This window comes from Frankia sp. RB5 (assembly GCF_059816245.1).
The window spans coordinates 42019-60091 of sequence record NZ_JCBATA010000008.1 but is presented as its reverse complement, the minus strand read 5'-3'; the positions used below and the strand labels follow the sequence as shown (position 1 = coordinate 60091).

14 protein-coding genes are annotated in these 18073 nt (G+C 70.9%); 4 read left to right on the top strand and 10 right to left on the bottom strand.

Features of this window, described 5'->3' with window-relative positions; genetic code table 11:
* Positions 1–350: 350 nt before the first annotated feature.
* A complete protein-coding gene (locus AC6EXY_RS05900) occupies positions 351–962 on the bottom strand; it encodes a superoxide dismutase (RefSeq protein WP_101830055.1) in 612 nt (203 codons plus the stop codon).
* A gap of 514 nt (positions 963–1476) precedes the next feature.
* The gene (gene bfr / locus AC6EXY_RS05895; RefSeq protein ID WP_101830056.1) at positions 1477–1956 is read right to left on the bottom strand and encodes a bacterioferritin; all 480 of its coding nucleotides are present in this window, start codon (positions 1954–1956) and stop codon (positions 1477–1479) included.
* Positions 1957–2581: 625 nt separating this feature from the next.
* Between bfr and AC6EXY_RS05890 the strand changes: the two genes are divergently transcribed.
* A complete protein-coding gene (locus tag AC6EXY_RS05890) occupies positions 2582–3781 on the top strand; it encodes a hypothetical protein (protein WP_101830057.1) in 1200 nt (399 codons plus the stop codon).
* 16 nt (positions 3782–3797) lie between these two features.
* Here AC6EXY_RS05890 and AC6EXY_RS05885 read toward each other — a convergent pair whose 3' ends face one another.
* From AC6EXY_RS05885 to AC6EXY_RS05860, 6 genes are all read right to left on the bottom strand, one after another.
* Positions 3798–5333 carry a CoA transferase gene (locus AC6EXY_RS05885; RefSeq protein ID WP_243407128.1) on the bottom strand — a complete coding sequence of 512 codons (1536 nt, stop codon included), beginning with the start codon at positions 5331–5333 and terminating at the stop codon, positions 3798–3800.
* A gap of 123 nt (positions 5334–5456) precedes the next feature.
* Positions 5457–6140, bottom strand: coding sequence for an AIM24 family protein (locus tag AC6EXY_RS05880; RefSeq protein ID WP_101830058.1), 684 nt, complete (start codon positions 6138–6140; stop codon positions 5457–5459).
* A 192-nt stretch (positions 6141–6332) separates the two neighbouring features.
* Positions 6333–7031: a DUF5134 domain-containing protein gene (locus tag AC6EXY_RS05875; protein ID WP_243407129.1), complete on the bottom strand. Its 699-nt coding sequence runs from the start codon at positions 7029–7031 to the stop codon at positions 6333–6335.
* An 81-nt stretch (positions 7032–7112) separates the two neighbouring features.
* On the bottom strand, positions 7113–7349 hold the full coding sequence (locus AC6EXY_RS05870; RefSeq protein ID WP_101830059.1) for a hypothetical protein: 237 nt from the start codon (positions 7347–7349) through the stop codon (positions 7113–7115).
* Positions 7350–7445: 96 nt separating this feature from the next.
* Complete coding sequence (gene pruA / locus AC6EXY_RS05865) at positions 7446–9209, bottom strand: L-glutamate gamma-semialdehyde dehydrogenase (RefSeq protein WP_207770137.1); 1764 nt, start codon at positions 9207–9209, stop codon at positions 7446–7448.
* Positions 9206–10177 carry a proline dehydrogenase family protein gene (locus AC6EXY_RS05860; protein WP_101830060.1) on the bottom strand — a complete coding sequence of 324 codons (972 nt, stop codon included), beginning with the start codon at positions 10175–10177 and terminating at the stop codon, positions 9206–9208. Before AC6EXY_RS05860 ends, pruA begins: the two co-directional genes overlap by 4 nt.
* A gap of 773 nt (positions 10178–10950) precedes the next feature.
* On the opposite strand from AC6EXY_RS05860, the gene AC6EXY_RS05855 reads away from it, so the two are divergent.
* The 3 genes from AC6EXY_RS05855 (at position 10951) to AC6EXY_RS05845 (ending at position 14510) form a co-directional block, all read left to right on the top strand.
* Positions 10951–12243, top strand: a complete 1293-nt coding sequence (locus AC6EXY_RS05855) for a bifunctional o-acetylhomoserine/o-acetylserine sulfhydrylase (protein WP_101830061.1) — start codon at positions 10951–10953, stop codon at positions 12241–12243.
* A gap of 127 nt (positions 12244–12370) precedes the next feature.
* On the top strand, positions 12371–13465 hold the full coding sequence (metX, locus tag AC6EXY_RS05850) for a homoserine O-acetyltransferase MetX (RefSeq protein WP_101830062.1): 1095 nt from the start codon (positions 12371–12373) through the stop codon (positions 13463–13465).
* Positions 13466–13589: 124 nt separating this feature from the next.
* Positions 13590–14510 (top strand): GNAT family N-acetyltransferase, encoded by a 921-nt coding sequence (locus tag AC6EXY_RS05845; RefSeq protein WP_499818166.1) that lies wholly within the window; start codon positions 13590–13592, stop codon positions 14508–14510.
* A 110-nt stretch (positions 14511–14620) separates the two neighbouring features.
* Here AC6EXY_RS05845 and AC6EXY_RS05840 read toward each other — a convergent pair whose 3' ends face one another.
* Both AC6EXY_RS05840 and AC6EXY_RS05835 read right to left on the bottom strand, forming a co-directional pair.
* Positions 14621–15958, bottom strand: coding sequence for an ATP-dependent 6-phosphofructokinase (locus AC6EXY_RS05840; protein ID WP_101830063.1), 1338 nt, complete (start codon positions 15956–15958; stop codon positions 14621–14623).
* Between the two features lie 899 nt (positions 15959–16857).
* On the bottom strand, positions 16858–17976 hold the full coding sequence (locus tag AC6EXY_RS05835) for an enoyl-CoA hydratase/isomerase family protein (protein WP_243407131.1): 1119 nt from the start codon (positions 17974–17976) through the stop codon (positions 16858–16860).
* Positions 17977–18073 lie beyond the last annotated feature (97 nt).

Genomic DNA, 18073 nt, shown 5'->3' with positions numbered 1-18073 from the left:
CCAAACGTCAGCGACAGCGCCAGGCGGTGAGGGAAGGAAAGGACAGCGGGAAGCTCCCGCATCGACGTCGAACGGACTGACGTGCGTCGACAGACATGTCTACTACTCTCGGTAGTGGAACCGTCTCCCGTCAAGGCGCCCATGGTGTAGTTTACATCACATGTGCACTCGCCCGCGGCGAGGTTCTGCATATCCGGTGGACACAGACCCACGGCAAGGGCATCACCGAGGGGATGCCCTTGCCGTGACCATGCGCGATCCGGGCCCGCGTCGAGGGACACGCCCCGGCCTGCGGATCCGGTCCGATCCGAGGACCCACGACGGTGACCTGAACGTGGGCGCCGACGCTGTCAGGCGGCTGGAGCGCCCTTGGCCTTCGCATAGCGCGCGGCGACGTCAGCCCAGTTGACAATGTTCCACAGGGCTGCCGCGTAGTCGGCCTTGACGTTCTTGTACTGCAGGTACCAGGCGTGCTCCCAGGCGTCGAACACCAGCAGCGGCGTGTTGCCCACGCCGACGTTGCTCTGGTGGTCGTACACCTGCTCGACGAGCAGACGCTGGCCGGTCGCGTCGTAGGCCAGCACGCCCCACCCGGACCCCTGCACCGTCGTCGTCGCGGCGTTCAGCTGCGCCTTGAACCCGTCGAAGGAGCCGAAGTCGGCGGCGATCGCCTCACCGAGCACACCGTCCGGCTTGTCGCCGCCGTCCGGCGAGAGGTTCTCCCAGTAGATCGAGTGGAGAATGTGTCCGGAGAGGTTGAAGGCGAGCGTCTTCTCCAGACCGACGATCGCCCCGAAGTCGCCCTTGTCCCGAGCCTCGGCGATCTTGTCCAGCGTGTCGTTGGCGCCCTTGACGTAGGTCGCGTGGTGCTTGTCGTGGTGGAGCTCGACTATCTGCCCGATGATGGACGGTTCCAGCGCGCCATAGTCATACTTCAGATCCGGCAGCGTGTACGTCGCCACTAGCGCACGATCCTTTCCATTCGCAAGGGATTCGCCCGGGGGTGCCCGGTGGGGGCTCCGGTCGATTCAGGTGGAGGCTCGACACGACGGCGACGGCCACCTGGCCCGGCGAGACGCCTGGTGGGAGCTGGCGAGACACAACAGACCCTCCCCTCCAGCCGGCCGCCGAGGCGGAAACCCGTGGACGTCGACGTCAGGTGCCGCGATCCCCGACAGGACACTATCTCCCACGGGATCGGTTCTGCAGAGCGAGGACCGGATGCCGTCGCCGGGAGGAAGTACCCGAGCCCGCCGCGGAACAACAGCACGTGACGATCACAGAACAGTTCGTGAAGGACCATGCGCGCTCGACCCCACACGCCCAGCGGAGAGGGACCACTACGGAGCCATAGCAATCCGTCGGGCTCGACCCACCCAATCCGCCCCCCGCACCCCGCACGCCTCATCCCGACGCCCGTGGCCCCGCCGCCGGCCGCGTCGGGGCCCTCGCCACGACGACGCTCGGGCACCGCCGTCAGTCGTCGTGGATCTGCTGGCTGAGGTAGTGCGCCGCGCCCACCTGCGAGATCAGCTCGAGCTGGGCGTCGAGCCAGTCGATGTGCTCCTCCTCGGAAACGAGGATCTCCTCGAGCAGGACCGCCGAACCCACGTCGCCGCGCTCCCGCGCGAGCGCAATTCCACGGCGCAGGAGGTCCACCGCTTCCAGCTCGCCCGCGTGGTCGATCTCCAGCTGCTCGGGCACGGTCTCCCCGATGCGCAGGGTATGCAGCCGCTGCAGGTTCGGCAGACCACCGAGATAGAGAACCCGCTCGATGAGCTTGTCGGCGTGCTTCATCTCGTCGATCGACTCGTGATAGTAGTGCTCAGCGATTCGACGATAACCCCAGTTTCGCTGCATCCGACTGTGCAGGAAATACTGATTGATGGTCGTCAGCTCATTGGTCAGCACACTGTTGAGCAGTTCTATGATTTCCGTGTCACCACGCGTCGCCATCGATAGCCACCTTTCTGCCGACCGTTTCCCGCCGGGCCTCACGGACCGCCACAGCGGCTCGACACCTACAGAACCAGCCCGCCCACCCACCCCGGATGCCCCACGATCTGCGACGACGGCGACACAGGACCGCCGGCCGGGCCGAGCTCACGGACCTCCCGACATCAGCAAATCACACGGATAGGGAATTCGCAGGGAAGCGAGCCGCCGGAGCCGACGTAGTTCCAGGACCGCAATACAGGTAAGGCTGCCTGAAGTTAGGGGAGGCTACCCAGAGGTGGTTGCCGCCCACGGTCCGAGGTTCCCAGCCTCCACACCGCGCGCCGACGATCACCCGCCGCGGGCGCCCGCCCATCAGCCCGGCGGGCCTCACCACCGGGAATCCGGACGCCGGATATAACGCCGATCCGGCGCCATACACGTGCAACGACGCCGCATTCAGCAGACTCCACTCCGAACACAGCGGCCTGCCGGCGGCCGGCCGCGCACCTCCCGCCGCCACCTTCGACTACTGCATGTAGTGTCATCATTGCGTAACGTCGCGATGATGCTGGCTGGCTCTGATCGGCGGACATCGCCGCGCGCTGGTCCCGCCAGCCCGGACGGGTCGGGAGGTGTAGCGTCGATGTCCACAAGCCAGCGCTTCACCGCCACGCTTCTGCTGCTCTGCGCCGTGTGCGGCGCGCTCGGCCTTACCGCGCTGCGCCGATCCCTGGGATATCCCGAGGTGCTCACCGCGTCGTCCGCGGATTCCTTCTCGGCCGTGCGCGAGCACTGGCTCGCGATCTGCGTCGGCCTCGTGCTGTGCGGCGTCGCCGCCGGCCTCCTGGTGCCGATCACCGTAGGACTGGTCCGGCTCCTCCCACCAGGGCCCGAACGGTCCGCGCTGACGGTGGTGGCGGCCGCCACCACCGGCGCCCAGCTGACCGGTCTGCTGTTCTGGCTGGTGTCCGTGCCGGCGCTGGCCCGACGTGCGGCCATCCCCGCCGAGGCCGACCGCGCATCGGCCGTCTTCGACGCCGCGCGATCACTGTTCGGCGTCATGGTCGGCGAGGTCCTCGCCTGCCTGCTCCTCGCCATCTGGTCGGTCGCCCTGATCGCCAGGGCTGCCCGAGCCGGTGTCGTGCGCCGCTGCGCGGGCCGCGCGTCGCTGTCCGTGCCGGCACTCGCCCTGCTCGCCGCCCTGGGAGGGCTCGCCGCGGGTGGTGTCCTCGGCGGGGTGCTGCTTCCCTTCGGAATCGACGCGGCGGTCACCGGTCGCGTGGTCGGCCAGCTGATCTGGTACCTGTGGCTGGTCGGCCTCGCGGTCGTGGTCTGGCATCTCGAGCCAGGCCAGCCGACGCAGACCGGGTCAGACCCATGGGAGCGGACACGCGCCGCGGCTCCCACCGCGCCGACACCACTGCCGCGTGAGGGCAGCGCGCCCAGCTGGGCTGACCCGGCCCGAGAGAGGCATGCCTCGGCAGGTGCCGAGGACGGCCACGGAGGAGGCAGCGGCTCATCCCCCGTGGCAGACCACCGTCCAGACGATCGCTTCTTCGACGCCGCCACAGAGATCAACGGGCCGATCACGAACCGGCGCGCCGCTGACAGGCCTGCGCTGCGGGCCGCACCCCAGCCCGCCGGCCGCTTCCTCGGCGACGACGCGCCCACCGAACCGGGCGTGGACGCGACCTTCCTGTCCCACGGGTCACCCGGCAATCCCGATCAGCCGGCCACGCCGGATACGGCCGGGTGCCCGGGCATCGGCGGGACCGCCCGCCGCGGCACTGACGGGAGCGACCAGCCCGCAGGTGCCGGCGACCCCGCGAAGGATCCCCGGTGACCCGAGAGGGCAGCCCTCAGCGCGGACCGAGCTCCTCGAGGACGGCCTGTGTATGCGCGCCGCTGCTCGGGGCGCGCCGTGGGCGGACCTCGTGTCCCGCGCCGTCCACCCACGGTGCTCGCGGCGGGAGAACGCGCTGGCTGCGGCCCGCCTGCGCCACCATCCAACCGTCCTCGTCCGATCCGGTGACCTGCCAGGGTGGCGGGCGGTGGCCGCGGGGCGCGGATGGCGAGTCGGCGACCCATGCGGACACGTCGCGCAGGGGGACGTCCAGAAGACTTCCGCCGCCGCGGGCAAGCGACGCGACGACCGCGAGCGCGGCGAACAGGCCTGTCAACGGATCGGCGATCGCGTCGCCGCAGAACACGGGCGACGCGGCGGCGCCGGAGCGCTCCCAGGCGACGAGGCCACCACCGACAGCGGCGTCGTCCCCGAAGGACACCGGCTGCGCGCCCCGGCCGGCCACGCCGTCGCCGCGTCCGTATCCGGTGATGCTCAGCCAGACCTTCCCGGGCTGGACGGCGACGGCGCGGGCCGCGTCCAGGCCGAGCTGTTCGAGCGCACGCGGCCGCGACGACTCGATGACGACATCGGCTTCGTCCACCAGCCGGTGCAGCCTCGCCCGGCCGGACTCGCTCTCGAAGTCCAGGGCGACGCTGCGCTGGTCCTCGTGCAGCCAGTCGTAGAAGTCCGGATCGCCCTGTCGGGCACCGTCCGGTCGCCGCGCACTCTCCACCTTGATCACCCGCATTCCCACCTGGCCCAGCAGGCGGGCACACAGCGGGCCGGCCCACATCGCCGAGAGGTCGACGACGAGGGGACCCCCATGACCGGAGCCCACTGGCCCACCGGGACGGGCTCCTGGAACCGCAACGCGCCGGACGGGGCTCGGCCGCCGCCCGGTGCGCAGCACGGAGGCTGGAATCGCGAGCAGGTGGGCCATGTCGGCGACCTCGCCCGCAGGTAGTCGCCGCACAGCCGCATCGAGCACCTGCCACGCCTGATCCGTGACCTGAGCACCCGGTTGCGCCCGCGGGTCCGGACAGGCGGGTGACGTGCCAGCTCCGACGTCCTGGCCAAGCACCCCTACCAGCGCATCGATCGCCTCCACATCCGCTGGACGGGCAAGGTTCACGGCGATCCAGTCGTCCGCGGTGCGCAGCAGCCGGCAGCTTCCGTTCGCCGAGGTCCGCCCGGCGCGCCGCAGTCCCATCAGCGCGGCGCGCCCCCCAAGCAGGCTCGGCACGTCCGGCACGACGGCGTGGCCCATCTGGCCTGCCAGCGACGCGAACAGCCGGGCGGCCGCCACCGCGCGGCCAAGCACCGGGGCCCCAGGGGCGAGTGGGGCACGCCGTGGCTGACCAGTCAGCCACATCAGCCCGCTCTGCGCCCAGGCGAGGGCGGGCGCGTCGTCGAACGGTCCGGCCGGCACCGCCCGTGCTGCGACGAGGCCACGAGACGTCTCGAGCAGGCCCTGGGCGGTGAGCACCGCACCCAGCTCGTCCAGCGGATCGGGCGACGGCGCGTCAGCGAGCGGCGCCGGAGCGGCCACGGTGGCGCGCGTATCGTCGGGCGCTGGCGTTGAACCTCGCGACGACATCGGGACTCCCCCACGCGCGGGCGTACCGGCACCGGCCAGGTCCGGGCGCCGGCGATCGGTACTCGTCAGCGCCGGTCAGTGGCGTTCCGAACCGGTCCCTGCGGCCGGGATCTCACCGCACTGGACGACGACGAAGCCACCGCGGCCGGTGTACTCGACCTGGGCGAGTTCACCCGAGCTACGGCCCACCAGATTACCCAGCTTGAAGGTCGACACGACACGCGTGCGCACTCCCGCCGTCCAGGCGACCGCGGCGTCACGGTCGACGCACACCGGCTCGTCCGTCGCCAGCACCAGCGGCGACCCCAGGCACAGGACGGCGACTCCGCCGGTACCGGAGACCTCCGTGTTGAACACACCGCCGGCCACCATCGCGCCGAGACCCCCCGATGTCGTCGTCACCTTGAACCGGAGGCCGGATTCGAGCGCCAGCAGGTTACGCCCGTTGACGGTCAGACTGTCTCGGTCCAGATGAAAGATCGACACATGGCTGCCCGACTCCGCGAACCACACGGTTCCCCGGCCCGACACCTTCATGAGGTCCTGGCCCTCGCCCGTCACCGCCCGGCGCAGGAATCCCCCGACGCCCTGACCCTTGTAGGCGAAGTCGACGCGGCCTCGGTAGGCCACCATCGATCCCTGTTTGGCGTACATCTCGCCGCCGTCGAGGCGGGCGCGCACCATGCGCTCTCCCTCCTCGAGTGCGAACGGCGGTCCCGCGTCCTGACCGCTCGCATGGTGACCCAGCGGAAGTGTCATGAATCCATTGAAGCCCGCAGGCCGGGCACCGAGCGCCCACTCAGGCGTTCCCGCCGCCGCCCGCGGACCAATGGGGATATCCGGTGGTTGTCCTGCTCGCCCTGCTGGTCGCGGTCCCGGTGGCGCGGCTTGTGCCCAGCCGCCAGCACGGGCCGGCCGGACGGGACTGTCCGCGCTGCCGGGGCCGGGGCACTACAGCAGCATCAGCAGCATTCCGGTCGCCATCACCAGGCGGGAGGCGGCAGGCGTGAGCGGAGCCGGAGCACCGCCCCACGCGGACACCGACCTGCGCAGCAACGGACCGGCTACCGCCAGGACCGCGGAGGCGGCGAAGATGACGGCGAACCATCCGGCCAGATCCCCGAGGTCGCCCAGGTCGCCGACCGGCCAACGACCGGCGCGGGCCATGCAGGCCATCGCCAGTGACTCGACGACGAGCATCGAGCAGCACGACCATCGCGCCGGCTCGCAGCATGACGAGCTCGTGAGAATCAGAGTCAGGAAGATCCCGGCGAGCAGCAGATAGCCCACCGCGAAGCCGTCCGAGGTCGCCCAGCCAGCCGGCCCGGCGAACATGACCGCCATGCCCGCGGCGGTCAGCGCGTGCCCCGCCTCGACGGGGACGAACCTCGCACTCGGCGCGAACGCCGCCCTCGCGGGGAACATCGCCCTGCGCGGGAAGGTCGAGCCGCGATCACTCGCCCGCCGCGGCGAGGCCTCCGGCCGCCGCGCGCGCCGGACGCCGCCGCCGATCCGCACCAGGTGGAATGCCGCCACGAGAGCGGCGGCCATCGCGGCGGTGACCGTGACGGCGGCGGGCAGGTGCGTGGTCGGCGACGCGAGGTGGTCGTGCCTCACCGCCGCCCGCGCCGATGCCGGCGCCCTGCACACGTGGGGCCCTCCTCGAGGCGCGGCAGAACGCGTCGGCCCTCATGCCAGGCGCCCACACCCGGTCGCAGGCCATCGACCATCTCAGTGGGCGCCCATCGCGAGCTCCGCGTCGACGAGGTCGGTGATCCTGCCCGACCGGGCCTCCTCCACGATGACCTGCAGCTGTTCGACGCTCATCTGGACCCGCTGGCCGAAGTCGTCGGTCAGCACGATGCGGCGTTCGGCCGGCGCCTCGTGGTCGACGAAGAGCTCCGGGCATCCGCAGCTGCACTTGCCACAGAAGGTCAGGACGTGACGCGTACGCTCGGCTGCCGACATGGGGGACTCCTGGCTCTGGGAGGGCGCGACCACGTCATTTTATGACCCGTAGATCGCGTCGTCTCCTGGTTGCCGTCCTATCTGAACGCTGTTGACTTATTCACGCCGGTCGTCCCGCTGCGACGAGGACGCGGTACCCCCCCGCCCCGACCGGCGCCCGTCCGACGTGGAGGTCCCCGCGTCCGCGTCGCCCCGCGCGGGCCCGACGGGCGCGAAGCCGCCGTGCCCCATGTGCGGATGGTCGTGGGCGACAGGCGGCGCGAGATTCTCCTTGACGACCCTGGGACTGACCCACCGCATCAGGTGGTGCGCGGACCCGGCCTTGTCGTCGGTTCCCGACCTGCGGGCCCCGCCGAACGGCTGGCGCCCGACGACGGCACCTGTCGGCTTGTCGTTGATGTAGAAGTTGCCGGCGGCGTATCGGAGCTGCTGCTCGGCGCGGGTGATCGCGGCCCGATCCGTCGCGACGACCGCGCCCGTCAGCGCGTAGTCGCTGGTGCGGTCGACGAGGTGCAGGACGTCGTCCCAGGCCTGCGGGCTGCTGTCGTCGTAGACATGGACAGACAGGATCGGCCCGAACAGCTCACGGGTGAACCACTCCCGCCCCGGGTCCGTGCCGACCAGGATCGTCGGTCGCACGAACCAGCCCACGCTGTCATCGCACTGCGCACCCGCCAGCACCGTGACGGTGGAGTCGTTGGCCGCGCGGGTGCAGGCCGCCGCCAGCCTCGCGTAGGCGCGGTCGTCGATGACGGCGCCGGAGAAGTGGCCGAAGTCGTTGATGTCACCGATCGACAGCGCCTCGGTCGCCGCGGCGAGTTCGCCGTCCATCCGCCGCCACAGACTCGCCGGCAGGTAGGCACGCGAAGCCGCGGAGCACTTCTGCCCGCTGTACTCGAAGGCACCGCGCACCAGTGCCGTACGCAACACGTCGACGTCGGCCGACGGGTGCGCCACCACGAAGTCCTTGCCGCCGGTCTCCCCCACGATCCGCGGGTAGCCGCGGTAACCGTCGAGGTTGTCCGCGACCGCGCGCCACAGCCGCGCGAAGACCGCGGCGGACCCGGTGAAGTGGACACCGGCGAGATCCGGATCGGAGAACACGACATCGCTCACCGACTCCCCCGAACCGCCGACCAGGTTGATCACTCCCGGCGGCAGGCCGGCCGCTTCCAGCAGCCGCATGAGGAAGTGCGCGGCGAAGGCCTGGGCCGGCGCCGGCTTCCAGACGACGGTGTTCCCCATCAGAGCGGGCGCGGTCGGCAGGTTGCCGGCGATCGCCGTGAAGTTGAACGGCGTCACCGCGTAGACGAACCCTTCCAGCGGGCGCAGGTCGAGGCGATTCCACTCGCCCACTCCGCTGCGAGGCTGCATGCCGTGCAGCTCAGCCGCGAACATGACGTTGTAGCGCCAGTAGTCGATCAGTTCGCAGGCAGCGTCGATCTCCGCCTGCAGGCAGGTCTTCGACTGGCCGAGCATCGTCGCCGCGTTCAGAGTGTCCCGCCACGGACCGGCCAGCGCCTCGGCCGCGCGCAGGAACACCGCCGCACGCTCGACGAAGCCGCACTCACGCCATGGACCGGCGGCCTGCTTCGCCGCGGCGACGGCGGCGGCGGCGTCGGCATGCGTGCTCTCCCGCAGCGAGCCGAGCACCCTGCGGTGCGCGTGCGGCTGGACGACCTCCCGTACAGGACCACTTCCCGGCCGGCTGCGGCCGCCGATCGTGTTGGTCAGTTCGAGATGCTCGCCACCGAGCCGCAGCAGGGCCCGCCGCAGGCCCGCGCGTTCCGACGAGCCAGGCGCGTACGTCAGCGGAACCTCGTTGACGGCGTCCGGCACCGTGAACCCCGTCGCGGTCACGCCGACCACCGCATCGATCGTGCGGACCCCGTGGCGCCCGCGCGACGTTCGCCCATGGCGCGCGCGGCGAGGAGCAGATTGGCGGGACGTTCGACCAGCCGACGCGTCAGATACGGCAGGCTGTCGGGCCCGTAGGGCACGTACACCCGGACGGTCGCGCCCCGCGCGGCGAGCCGCCGCTGCTCGGCCTGGCGCACTCCGTGCAGCAGCTGGAACTCATAGCTGTCCGAGGCACGGCCCACCTGCTCGATCAGGCCGGAGGCCACCGAGATCAGCGCGGGATCGTGGGTGGCGATCATTGGATACCCGGGGCCGGCGACCAGAATCCCCAGGCAACGCGCGTAGGCGGCGGAGACGGCTCCGCGTCCCTGACAGACCACCGCGGCCGGCTCTCGGTAGGCCCCCTTGCACAGACGCACCCGGGAGCCCTCCCGGGCCAGGTCACGGCAGTCCGCCTCGGTGCGCCGCAGTTGCGCCTGCAGGACCGCACCGACGGAGGGAAAGTCGCGGCGGAGCTCGACCACCGTGTCCAGGGTCGCGTCGGTCGTGGTGTGATCCTCCATGTCCAGGGTGACCGTGGCGTTCACAGCCGCCGCCCCGGCAGCGATCTCCGCGGCGTTCTCGTAGGACAGCTTGCGACCGTCGTGGGGCACGGCCTGCCCGATGGCGGAGAGCTTGACCGACACGTCGAGCCCGCAGGCGCAGCCCGCCCGATCCGCCAGATCGAGCAGCCGACGGTAGGCCTCGACGGTGGCCACGGCGTCCTCGGAACGGGTCACCTGCTCGCCCAACAGGTCGACAGTCGCGCGAAGACCGAGATCCGCCAGCCCGGCCACGACCGTGACCGCGTCCGCGTCCGTCTGACCGGCCACGAACCGGTCCACGATGGCCGTGGCGAGGGGTCCGCGCGTGAGCGAGGCGCGCACCGGGGCGAGTCCGATCAACCGGGGTACGAGGCGTCTGATCACGCCGGCCCCCCCATCCATCACCTCTGGCAATGAGAGCGGCACGTCGAGTAGCGTCACGCAGTGGCGACGTCCTGTCCAGCCTGGCACGACGTCAACGGCTGCGGACTCACGGGAGCCAGTCGCGGCTGCGCCGGTCGTCCCCCGCGGCCGCACCCACGCCCAGACGGCCAGGTCATGATCGCACCGTAGGTCATTGATCCCCGACATGACTACCGATACGCGCCGAAAATATTACTCTCGGTGAAGGTTTTGCGTTCCGCCGCCATAGGCCGGCGGCGCCTCGGCCGTCGCGGGCCCACACACGGCGACCTCCAGGCGTCACCGGCACTAACAGAGGCGAACACCGACGCGGACGACAGCAGACAAGGCCCCGGACAGGCTGCTAGCGTCTGCACCATGCGGCCACTCGCCGGGCATTCATCACCGTTGCTGGCCAGCGGTCGATGTCCGGTGGTACGTCCGCATACCGGCGCGTCGCCTACCCGGTAACACCTCGCCCGTCGCCGTTCAGCGCGGCTCCGCCGCTGACAGCGCGCGTCTCGCTCTACTTCTGGCCACTGGCGACGGCAGGCTTGAGCACCGATCCAGTCGATCGGGACACCGCTCGTCTTTCCGCGCACCCGCAAACGCGCGGACCCCCGGGGACCGGGCGTCGTGAGCACACGGCAGCCGCGGCACGAGTACGTCACGCCCCTGAGCAGGCAGCCGAGGCGGTCGCGTCGAACCGTCCTCCTACAGGTATCCGTACTCCGACACGGGGAGACTCAACCATCATGAGCGCCGACAGCTGGTCCTTCGAAACCCAACAGATTCACGCGGGGGCTCAGCCCGATCCCTCGACGGGCGCCCGAGCCGTCCCGATCTACCAGACGACGAGCTACGTCTTCCGCGACACGGACCACGCGGCCGCGCTGTTCGCGCTCGGCGAGCCGGGCAACATCTACACCCGGATCATGAACCCGACCCAGGAGGTCTTCGAGCAGCGCGTCGCGGCCCTCGAGGGCGGGGTCGGTGCCCTGGCCACGGCGTCCGGCCAGGCCGCGGAGACACTCGCGATCCTGAACCTCGCCGAGGCCGGCGACCATATCGTCTCGTCGGCGAGCCTCTACGGCGGAACCTACAACCTGTTCCACTACACGCTGCCCAAACTCGGCGTCGAGGTCACCTTCATCGCGGATCCCGACAGTCTGGAGGAGTGGCGCGACGCCGTGCGCCCGAACACCAAGGCGTTCTATGGCGAGACGATCGGCAATCCACGCGGCGACGTGCTGGACACCGTGGGCGTGTCCGAAGTCGCCCACGCCCATGGCATTCCGCTGATCGTCGACAACACGCTGGCGACGCCCTACCTGTATCGGCCGCTGGAACACGGTGCGGACATCGTCGTGCATTCCGCGACGAAGTTCATCGGCGGTCACGGGACGGCCATCGGAGGCGTGATCGTCGACGGAGGGCGGTTCGACTTCGGCGCGTCGGGTCGCTTCCCGAACTTCACGACCCCCGATCCGAGCTACCACGGCCTGATCTACTGGGAGGCGCTCGGGCACGGCTCCTACATCGCGAAGGCCAGGGTGCAGCTGCTGCGCGACATCGGTGCCGCGATCTCCCCCTTCAACGCCTTCCTGCTGTTGCAGGGCCTGGAGACGCTGTCACTGCGGATCGAGCGGCATTCCGCGAACGCCCAGCGGGTGGCCGAGTGGCTCGAAGCCCGCGACGAGGTCAGCTGGGTCGCCTATCCGGGACTGCCGTCCTCGCGCTGGTCCGAGCGCGCGCGGAAGGTTCTACCGAAGGGGGTGGGCGCGATCCTCTCCTTCGGCATCGCGGGAGGTGCCGACGCCGGCCGCCGCTTCGTGGACGGCGTCGAGCTGTTCAGCCATCTGGCGAACGTGGGCGACGTCCGCTCGCTGATCATCCATCCGGCGACCACCACGCACTCCCAGTTGACCGAGGCCGAGCAGGCGGCGACGGGGGTCACCCCCGACCTGATCCGCCTGTCGGTCGGCATCGAGGGAATCGACGACATCCTCGCCGACCTCGACGCCGGATTCCGTGCCGCCAAGGGCTGAGCCGGTCGGTGGAGGTCCGTACCCGCCGCGAGAGCCACCGCGGGCTCGCGCGGCCACACGGACCGGCGCGCCGTCTCGCCGGGGCGTCGTGGCGGACCCACCGGATGTCGCACCCGGGGGCGGGAGAGTGTCGGGTGCGTGGCGGCCTGGGATCGACCTCGCTGGTCAACGGCGTTTCGCCCGGCTGCCAGGGCCGCTGCGCCTGGAGCGCGGCGGCGCTCTGCCCGACGTGCAGGTCGCCTATGAGACCTGGGGACGACTCGACGCATCGGCCGGCAACGCGGTACTGGTCCTGCATGCCCTGACAGGCGACAGCCACGCGGCGGGGCCCGCCGGGCCCGGACATCCCAGCACCGGCTGGTGGGATGAGCTGGTCGGACCCGGCCGAGTGCTCGACACCGACCGGCTGTACGTCGTGGCGCCGAACGTCCTGGGCGGCTGCCAGGGCACGACCGGACCCTCCAGTCTCCGGGCGGACGGCATGCCCTGGGGTGGTCGCTGGCCGGACATCACCATCGGAGACCAGGTGGCCGCCGAGGCCGCGCTCGCCGACCTGCTGGGAATCCGCCGTTGGGCGGCCGTGGTCGGCGGGTCGATGGGCGGGATGCGCGCCCTCGAATGGGCCGTCGGCCATCCCGACCGGGTCGCGCGGGCGGTAGTGCTGGCCTGCGGCGCGGTCTCGACCGCGGAGCAGATCGGGTTGTGCGCGGTACAGATCCAGGCCATCACCGAGGATCCCGGCTGGCATCGCGGCGACTACCACGCGCGAGCGCCCGGGGCCGGCCCCGACCGCGGGATGGCGCTCGCCCGGCGGATCGCCCAGATCAGTTATCGCAGCGAGGAGGAGCTCCAGGAACGCTTCGGCGCCCGCACGCGAGCCGACGGCCAGTTCGAGGTGGCCTCATACCTTGACCATCACGCGGTCAAACTGGCCCGCCGCTTCGACGCCGGCTCCTATGTCAGCCTGACCCGGGCCATGATGACGCAGGACGTCGGCCGCGGGCGGGGCGGGTACGCGACGGCGCTGCGCGCCTGTCCGGTTCCCTTCACCCTCGCCGGCGTGGACTCCGACCGCCTCTACCCCATGCGGCTACAGGCGGACATCGCGTCGCTGACCGGCTCACCGCTGCGGCTGATCCACTCCCGGGCTGGTCATGACGGCTTTCTGATCGAGACCGATCAGATCGCCGATCTTCTCCGCGATGTGCTGGGGCCCAGCTGAGCGCTCGGCCCGCAGCGACGGAACCTCCCGCGCGGCGACGGGTCAGATCCGCCCGCCCGGCCTCAGCGGGGTCAACCGGGCGCGCGCCGAAAACAGGTGGTGCCCCTGCCGTGCACTCCACATCATGGACACCATGCCCGTCTCGCCCCCCACATGGGCCACGCCGATCCTGTCCGGACGTCTGACCAGGCTCGAACCCCTGCGCCCCGATCATGTCGACGGGCTGGTGCGCGCCGCCACCGAGGATCGCCGGTCGTACGAGTACACGGGTGTGCCGGCGACCAGGAAGGCGATGGCGGACTACGTCGAGACGGCACTCGCCGAACGTGATCATGGCCTTGTGGTGCCCTTCGTGCTCCATGATCTCCGGCCGGGCAGAGGCGGAATCGTCGGCTGCACCCGGTTTCTCGACCTCGACTTCTGGCGGCCGACCGGCGGCCAGGGCGAGCAGGGGCGAACCTTCCAACACGTGACGATCAGCCACAGTTGGACGGACGCCCACACCAGTCCAGCTGGCGACTCCTCCCTCGCCAGCACTGTGACGGTCCGCACCGTCACAGGTTCCACGACGATCGCCAGCCGCGGGGACACCGAGGACTCGGCGTCGTCCCGGGAGGCGGCCGAGGAACACACCCGCCCATGCCGGACGACTGACGGCGATCCGGCGTGCAGCGCCACGCCCGCAGCGTCACCGTCCAGTTCCGCGTCCGGCGACCTGTCCACGCCACCGTCGGTCGTCGAGGTCGGTGCCACCTGGCTGGCAGCGTCCGCGCAACGCACGGGGATCAACGTGGAAGCAAAGCTGCTGTTGCTCGGCCACGCCTTCGATACCTGGAATGCGCTGCGCGTCTGTCTGAAGACCGATGTCCGCAACCACCGATCCCGGATGGCCATCGAGCGTCTCGGCGGCCGCTTCGAGGGCATCCGGCGGGCACACATGCTCGCCATCGACGGCACCGCGCGTGACAGCGCCTACTACTCGATCCTGGGCGAGGAGTGGCCGCAGGTACGCACCAGCCTCCTCGCGCGACTCACCCGGAACTGATCACCGCCGTGGTCGCGGCGCCACACCGGTGCCTGTGGCGCACTCCGCCTGCGGACCATGCCCGCGCCCAGGTCTCGCGGGCAGCAGGGGCCGCGCGCCGCGGACGCCGCCTACTCGAAGCGGGGCGGCTGGCCGGTGGCCTCGAGGACGGACATCCAGAGGTCGCCGGCGGGATCGACCTGATTGCGCTCGCTGACGGCAAGCCCGATCGGAATGTGGATGAACCGGCGCCGCCAGCGGCCGACGACCATCTCCGTGCGCCCGGACATCGCCGCGTGCACCGCCGCGTGCGCGAGCCGGATGGTGTAGACGCTGTCGTACGGATTCGCCGGAACACTGCGGATGAGATAGCTCGGGTCGATGTACTTCAGGTTCATTTCGACGCCCTCCGCGTCGAAATGATCCTTGATACGCCGCGAGAGCTCCTGGCCTACATCGTGCAGCCGGCGGTTGCCGGAGGCGTCGGCACCCTCCGGCTGATCGGTGATGAGCTCCTGGCCGGCGCCCTCCGCCACGACGACGACCGCGTGGCCTCCTTCGACGATCCGCCGCCGCAGGTAGGCGAGCAGTCCGCCCTCGCCCTCCAGCTTGAACGGAAGCTCCGGTATGAGGACCACATCCGCGTTGCTCTTCGCGAGCGTCGCGTAGCAGGCGATGAATCCCGAGTGCCGCCCCATCAGCCGCACGACACCCAGACCGCCCGGAGCGGACGTCGCCTCCGCGTGGGCGACACGAATCGACTCCGCGGCCTTGCCGAAGGCCGTCTGGAAGCCGAAGCTCTGGTCGATGTAGGGAATATCGTTGTCGATGGTCTTCGGGATCCCGACGACGGCGATCTTCTCGCCTCGCTCGGTCGCGACCCGGGATATCTCCCGCGCGCCGCGCAGCGTGCCATCCCCACCGATGACGAACAGGATGTTGATGTTCATCCGGGACAGGCAGTCGACGATCTCGCCGGGGTCCTGCTGGCCTCGCGAGCTACCCAGGATCGTGCCGCCATCGTCGTCGATGTTCGCGACGCTGTCAGGTGTCAGGTCGATGACGTCATGCCCGTAGCGGGCGATGAAGCCCTGGTAGCCGTTCCGGAAGCCGAAGATCCGCCGGACCCGGTAGTGCGAGGTGAGCTCGAGCACGAGCCCGCGGATCACGTTGTTCAGGCCGGGGCACAGCCCGCCGCAGGTCACGATGCCGACGCGCGTCTTGGACGGATCAAAGTAGATCTTCCTGCGCGGACCGGCCGGCTCGAAGCCCGGCAGCTCGGACAGCTCGACGCGCCGCTCCAGGATCATCGACGCGGTGTCGTCGTAGAGCACCTTGTCGGACTCGTCGATGTAGTGCTGCGTGGTCGGCCGTTCACCCAACAGGGGCAGAAGGGGAGAATCTATCCGGCAAGGACCCAACGTCTTCACCGTCAGATCGGCATTATCCACCAGCAGTGGCGCACCCACCGTTGCCCGGCCCTCACGTCTCAATCGGCGCTTCGTCTCTTCGGCGACCCACTCCATACATACCCCGGGCGAGCCGGCCACGGACACGGCCGATCAACCCAGTTCCGCCAGACTGAGACTACCGGCCCAAACCGGCCCCACGGGGGCATGGCAGCGTCAACCCGGTCACCTGCCCGTGGAAACAATCGCTTCATCACGCGGCAAACCGGCGTAACCGGCCCGCCCGTACGGCGCAACTTGTCCCCGCCGGACACCTCGGTGCCCACCGCCCGAGAACGGTGCCCGGCGGCCGGACTCGCGCCCCACCGCGGCACGATCGCCGCCCAGCCATGTCCGCGCTGGTCAGCAACTGCCGGGCCTGTTTGGCGACCATGCCCCCGGGGGGCTCCACCCGTTCGTTGCATCCGGTTCTCGACGACGGGGGGGCCGCGCCGTGCCCTCGTTCGGGTGCCCGCTTCCTGGCACCTTCCCGTCACGGGGACATGTCGGTGAGATTGCGGTCGCACGCCGCCCGCGTCCCGACACCGCCGTGGCCGTCCGCACGACCCGGAACGGCCTCCTGGCATGGCGCGCCGCTGCACGCGGCCGGGACCACCGCGCACGGCTCCCGGACCGTCTCCGGCTCCGAGGGCCACAGGCCGGTGGACCCGGCTTGCGGGGACGTCCGGACCACGGCGACCACGGCCCTTCGCCGCTCGACGTTGATCCGATCGCCTCTGCCGCGGCGCGCCGCGATCCGGGAGGCTCACGTCCAACGGCCGCGCGGTCGACGAGATCGCGCAGCCGGCTACGACCCGCGGAGGGATCGGGTCGCAGCCAGCCTGGCACGGCACGGCGGCCACCGTCGCGATGGCGAGCGCGACGGCGGACTCAACCCCGTGCCGTGCCAGGTCGCGCCGTCAGGCGGCGGCGGGCGGCCAGGCGCGGCGCGGCTCGATCACGTCGACGAGACCCCAGGCCAGGGCCTGCGCGGCGTCGATGGCCTGGCCGCTGAGTATCAGGTAGGCAGCCCGCTCGGGCCCGGTCCGCCGCGGGATGCTCGCCGTGCCGCCGGCGCCCGGCACCAGTCCCATCGTGATCTCCGGGAGCCGGAAGGTGGCGTCCTCGGCCGCGACCACCCGCCGGCAGAACGCCGGCAGCTCGGCGCCGGCGCCGATACAGAGCCCGTGCACGTAGGCCGTCGCCGGCAGGCCGCTGGCCAGCAGGGTGAGCGGGATGCTCCGGCTGGTCCGGACCGCATGCGCGTCCACCGGGTCGACCAGGGTGCCGAACTCCGTGAGATCACCGCCGCTGGAGAAGGACGGGCCGGCACCGACCAGGGTGATCGCGGTCAGCTCGGGGTCGGCCGCGGCGAACCGGAACGCGCTCACCAGTCCGTCACGCAGGTCGATGTTCACCGCGTTGTGCACCCGGGGTCGGTTGAGGGTCACCGTGAGCACACCCGCGTCCCGGCGCACCAGGACCGCGGGTTCGTCGGCGGCCCGCGATGCGACGGCGGGGGTCGTGGCGAGCCCGGCGGCCCGATCCGGTGCCGCGCGCCGCGCCTCGCGTGCGCTCCTGCGGCGTCGATGCCGGTCCAGCCACCCGGCGAACTCCGGGCCCGCCTGTAGCGCCGAGTAGGCGAACGACTCGGCCACCACCGCGTCCCGGACATCAATGCCCGTGCTGATCCGAAGCAGCTGCACAAGCGCGACGACGGAGAACGGATTCGCCGCGGCCACCGCGGCGAGGACGTCGACCCCCGCGGCGAGTCCGCCCGGTGGGCTGGCCCAGGGCCGGGGCGCGTCGCGCTCGTCGGTGAGCAGGATGTCGAACCCGGCCGTGGCGACCTCGGCGGGTACCCAGCGCAGATCCTCGGCCACGGCGACACAGACACAGGGCAGGCGGCGGGCAACGCGCGCCACCTCCACCGCGGCCGGGGACGCGGCGTCGATGACCAGCAGCGGACTGCCTCCTCTCGGGCTGAAGACCTCCGGATCGGTACTCAGGTCGGCGAGGGCTGACTCGGCGTCGCGCACGCGCCGGTGATCGTGCCCGGCCATGCCCTCCCGGCGGGCATCGTGCGGTGGCTGGCCGCCGGGCCGACCGGTGCCGGTCGAGGTCCAAGACGCGGTC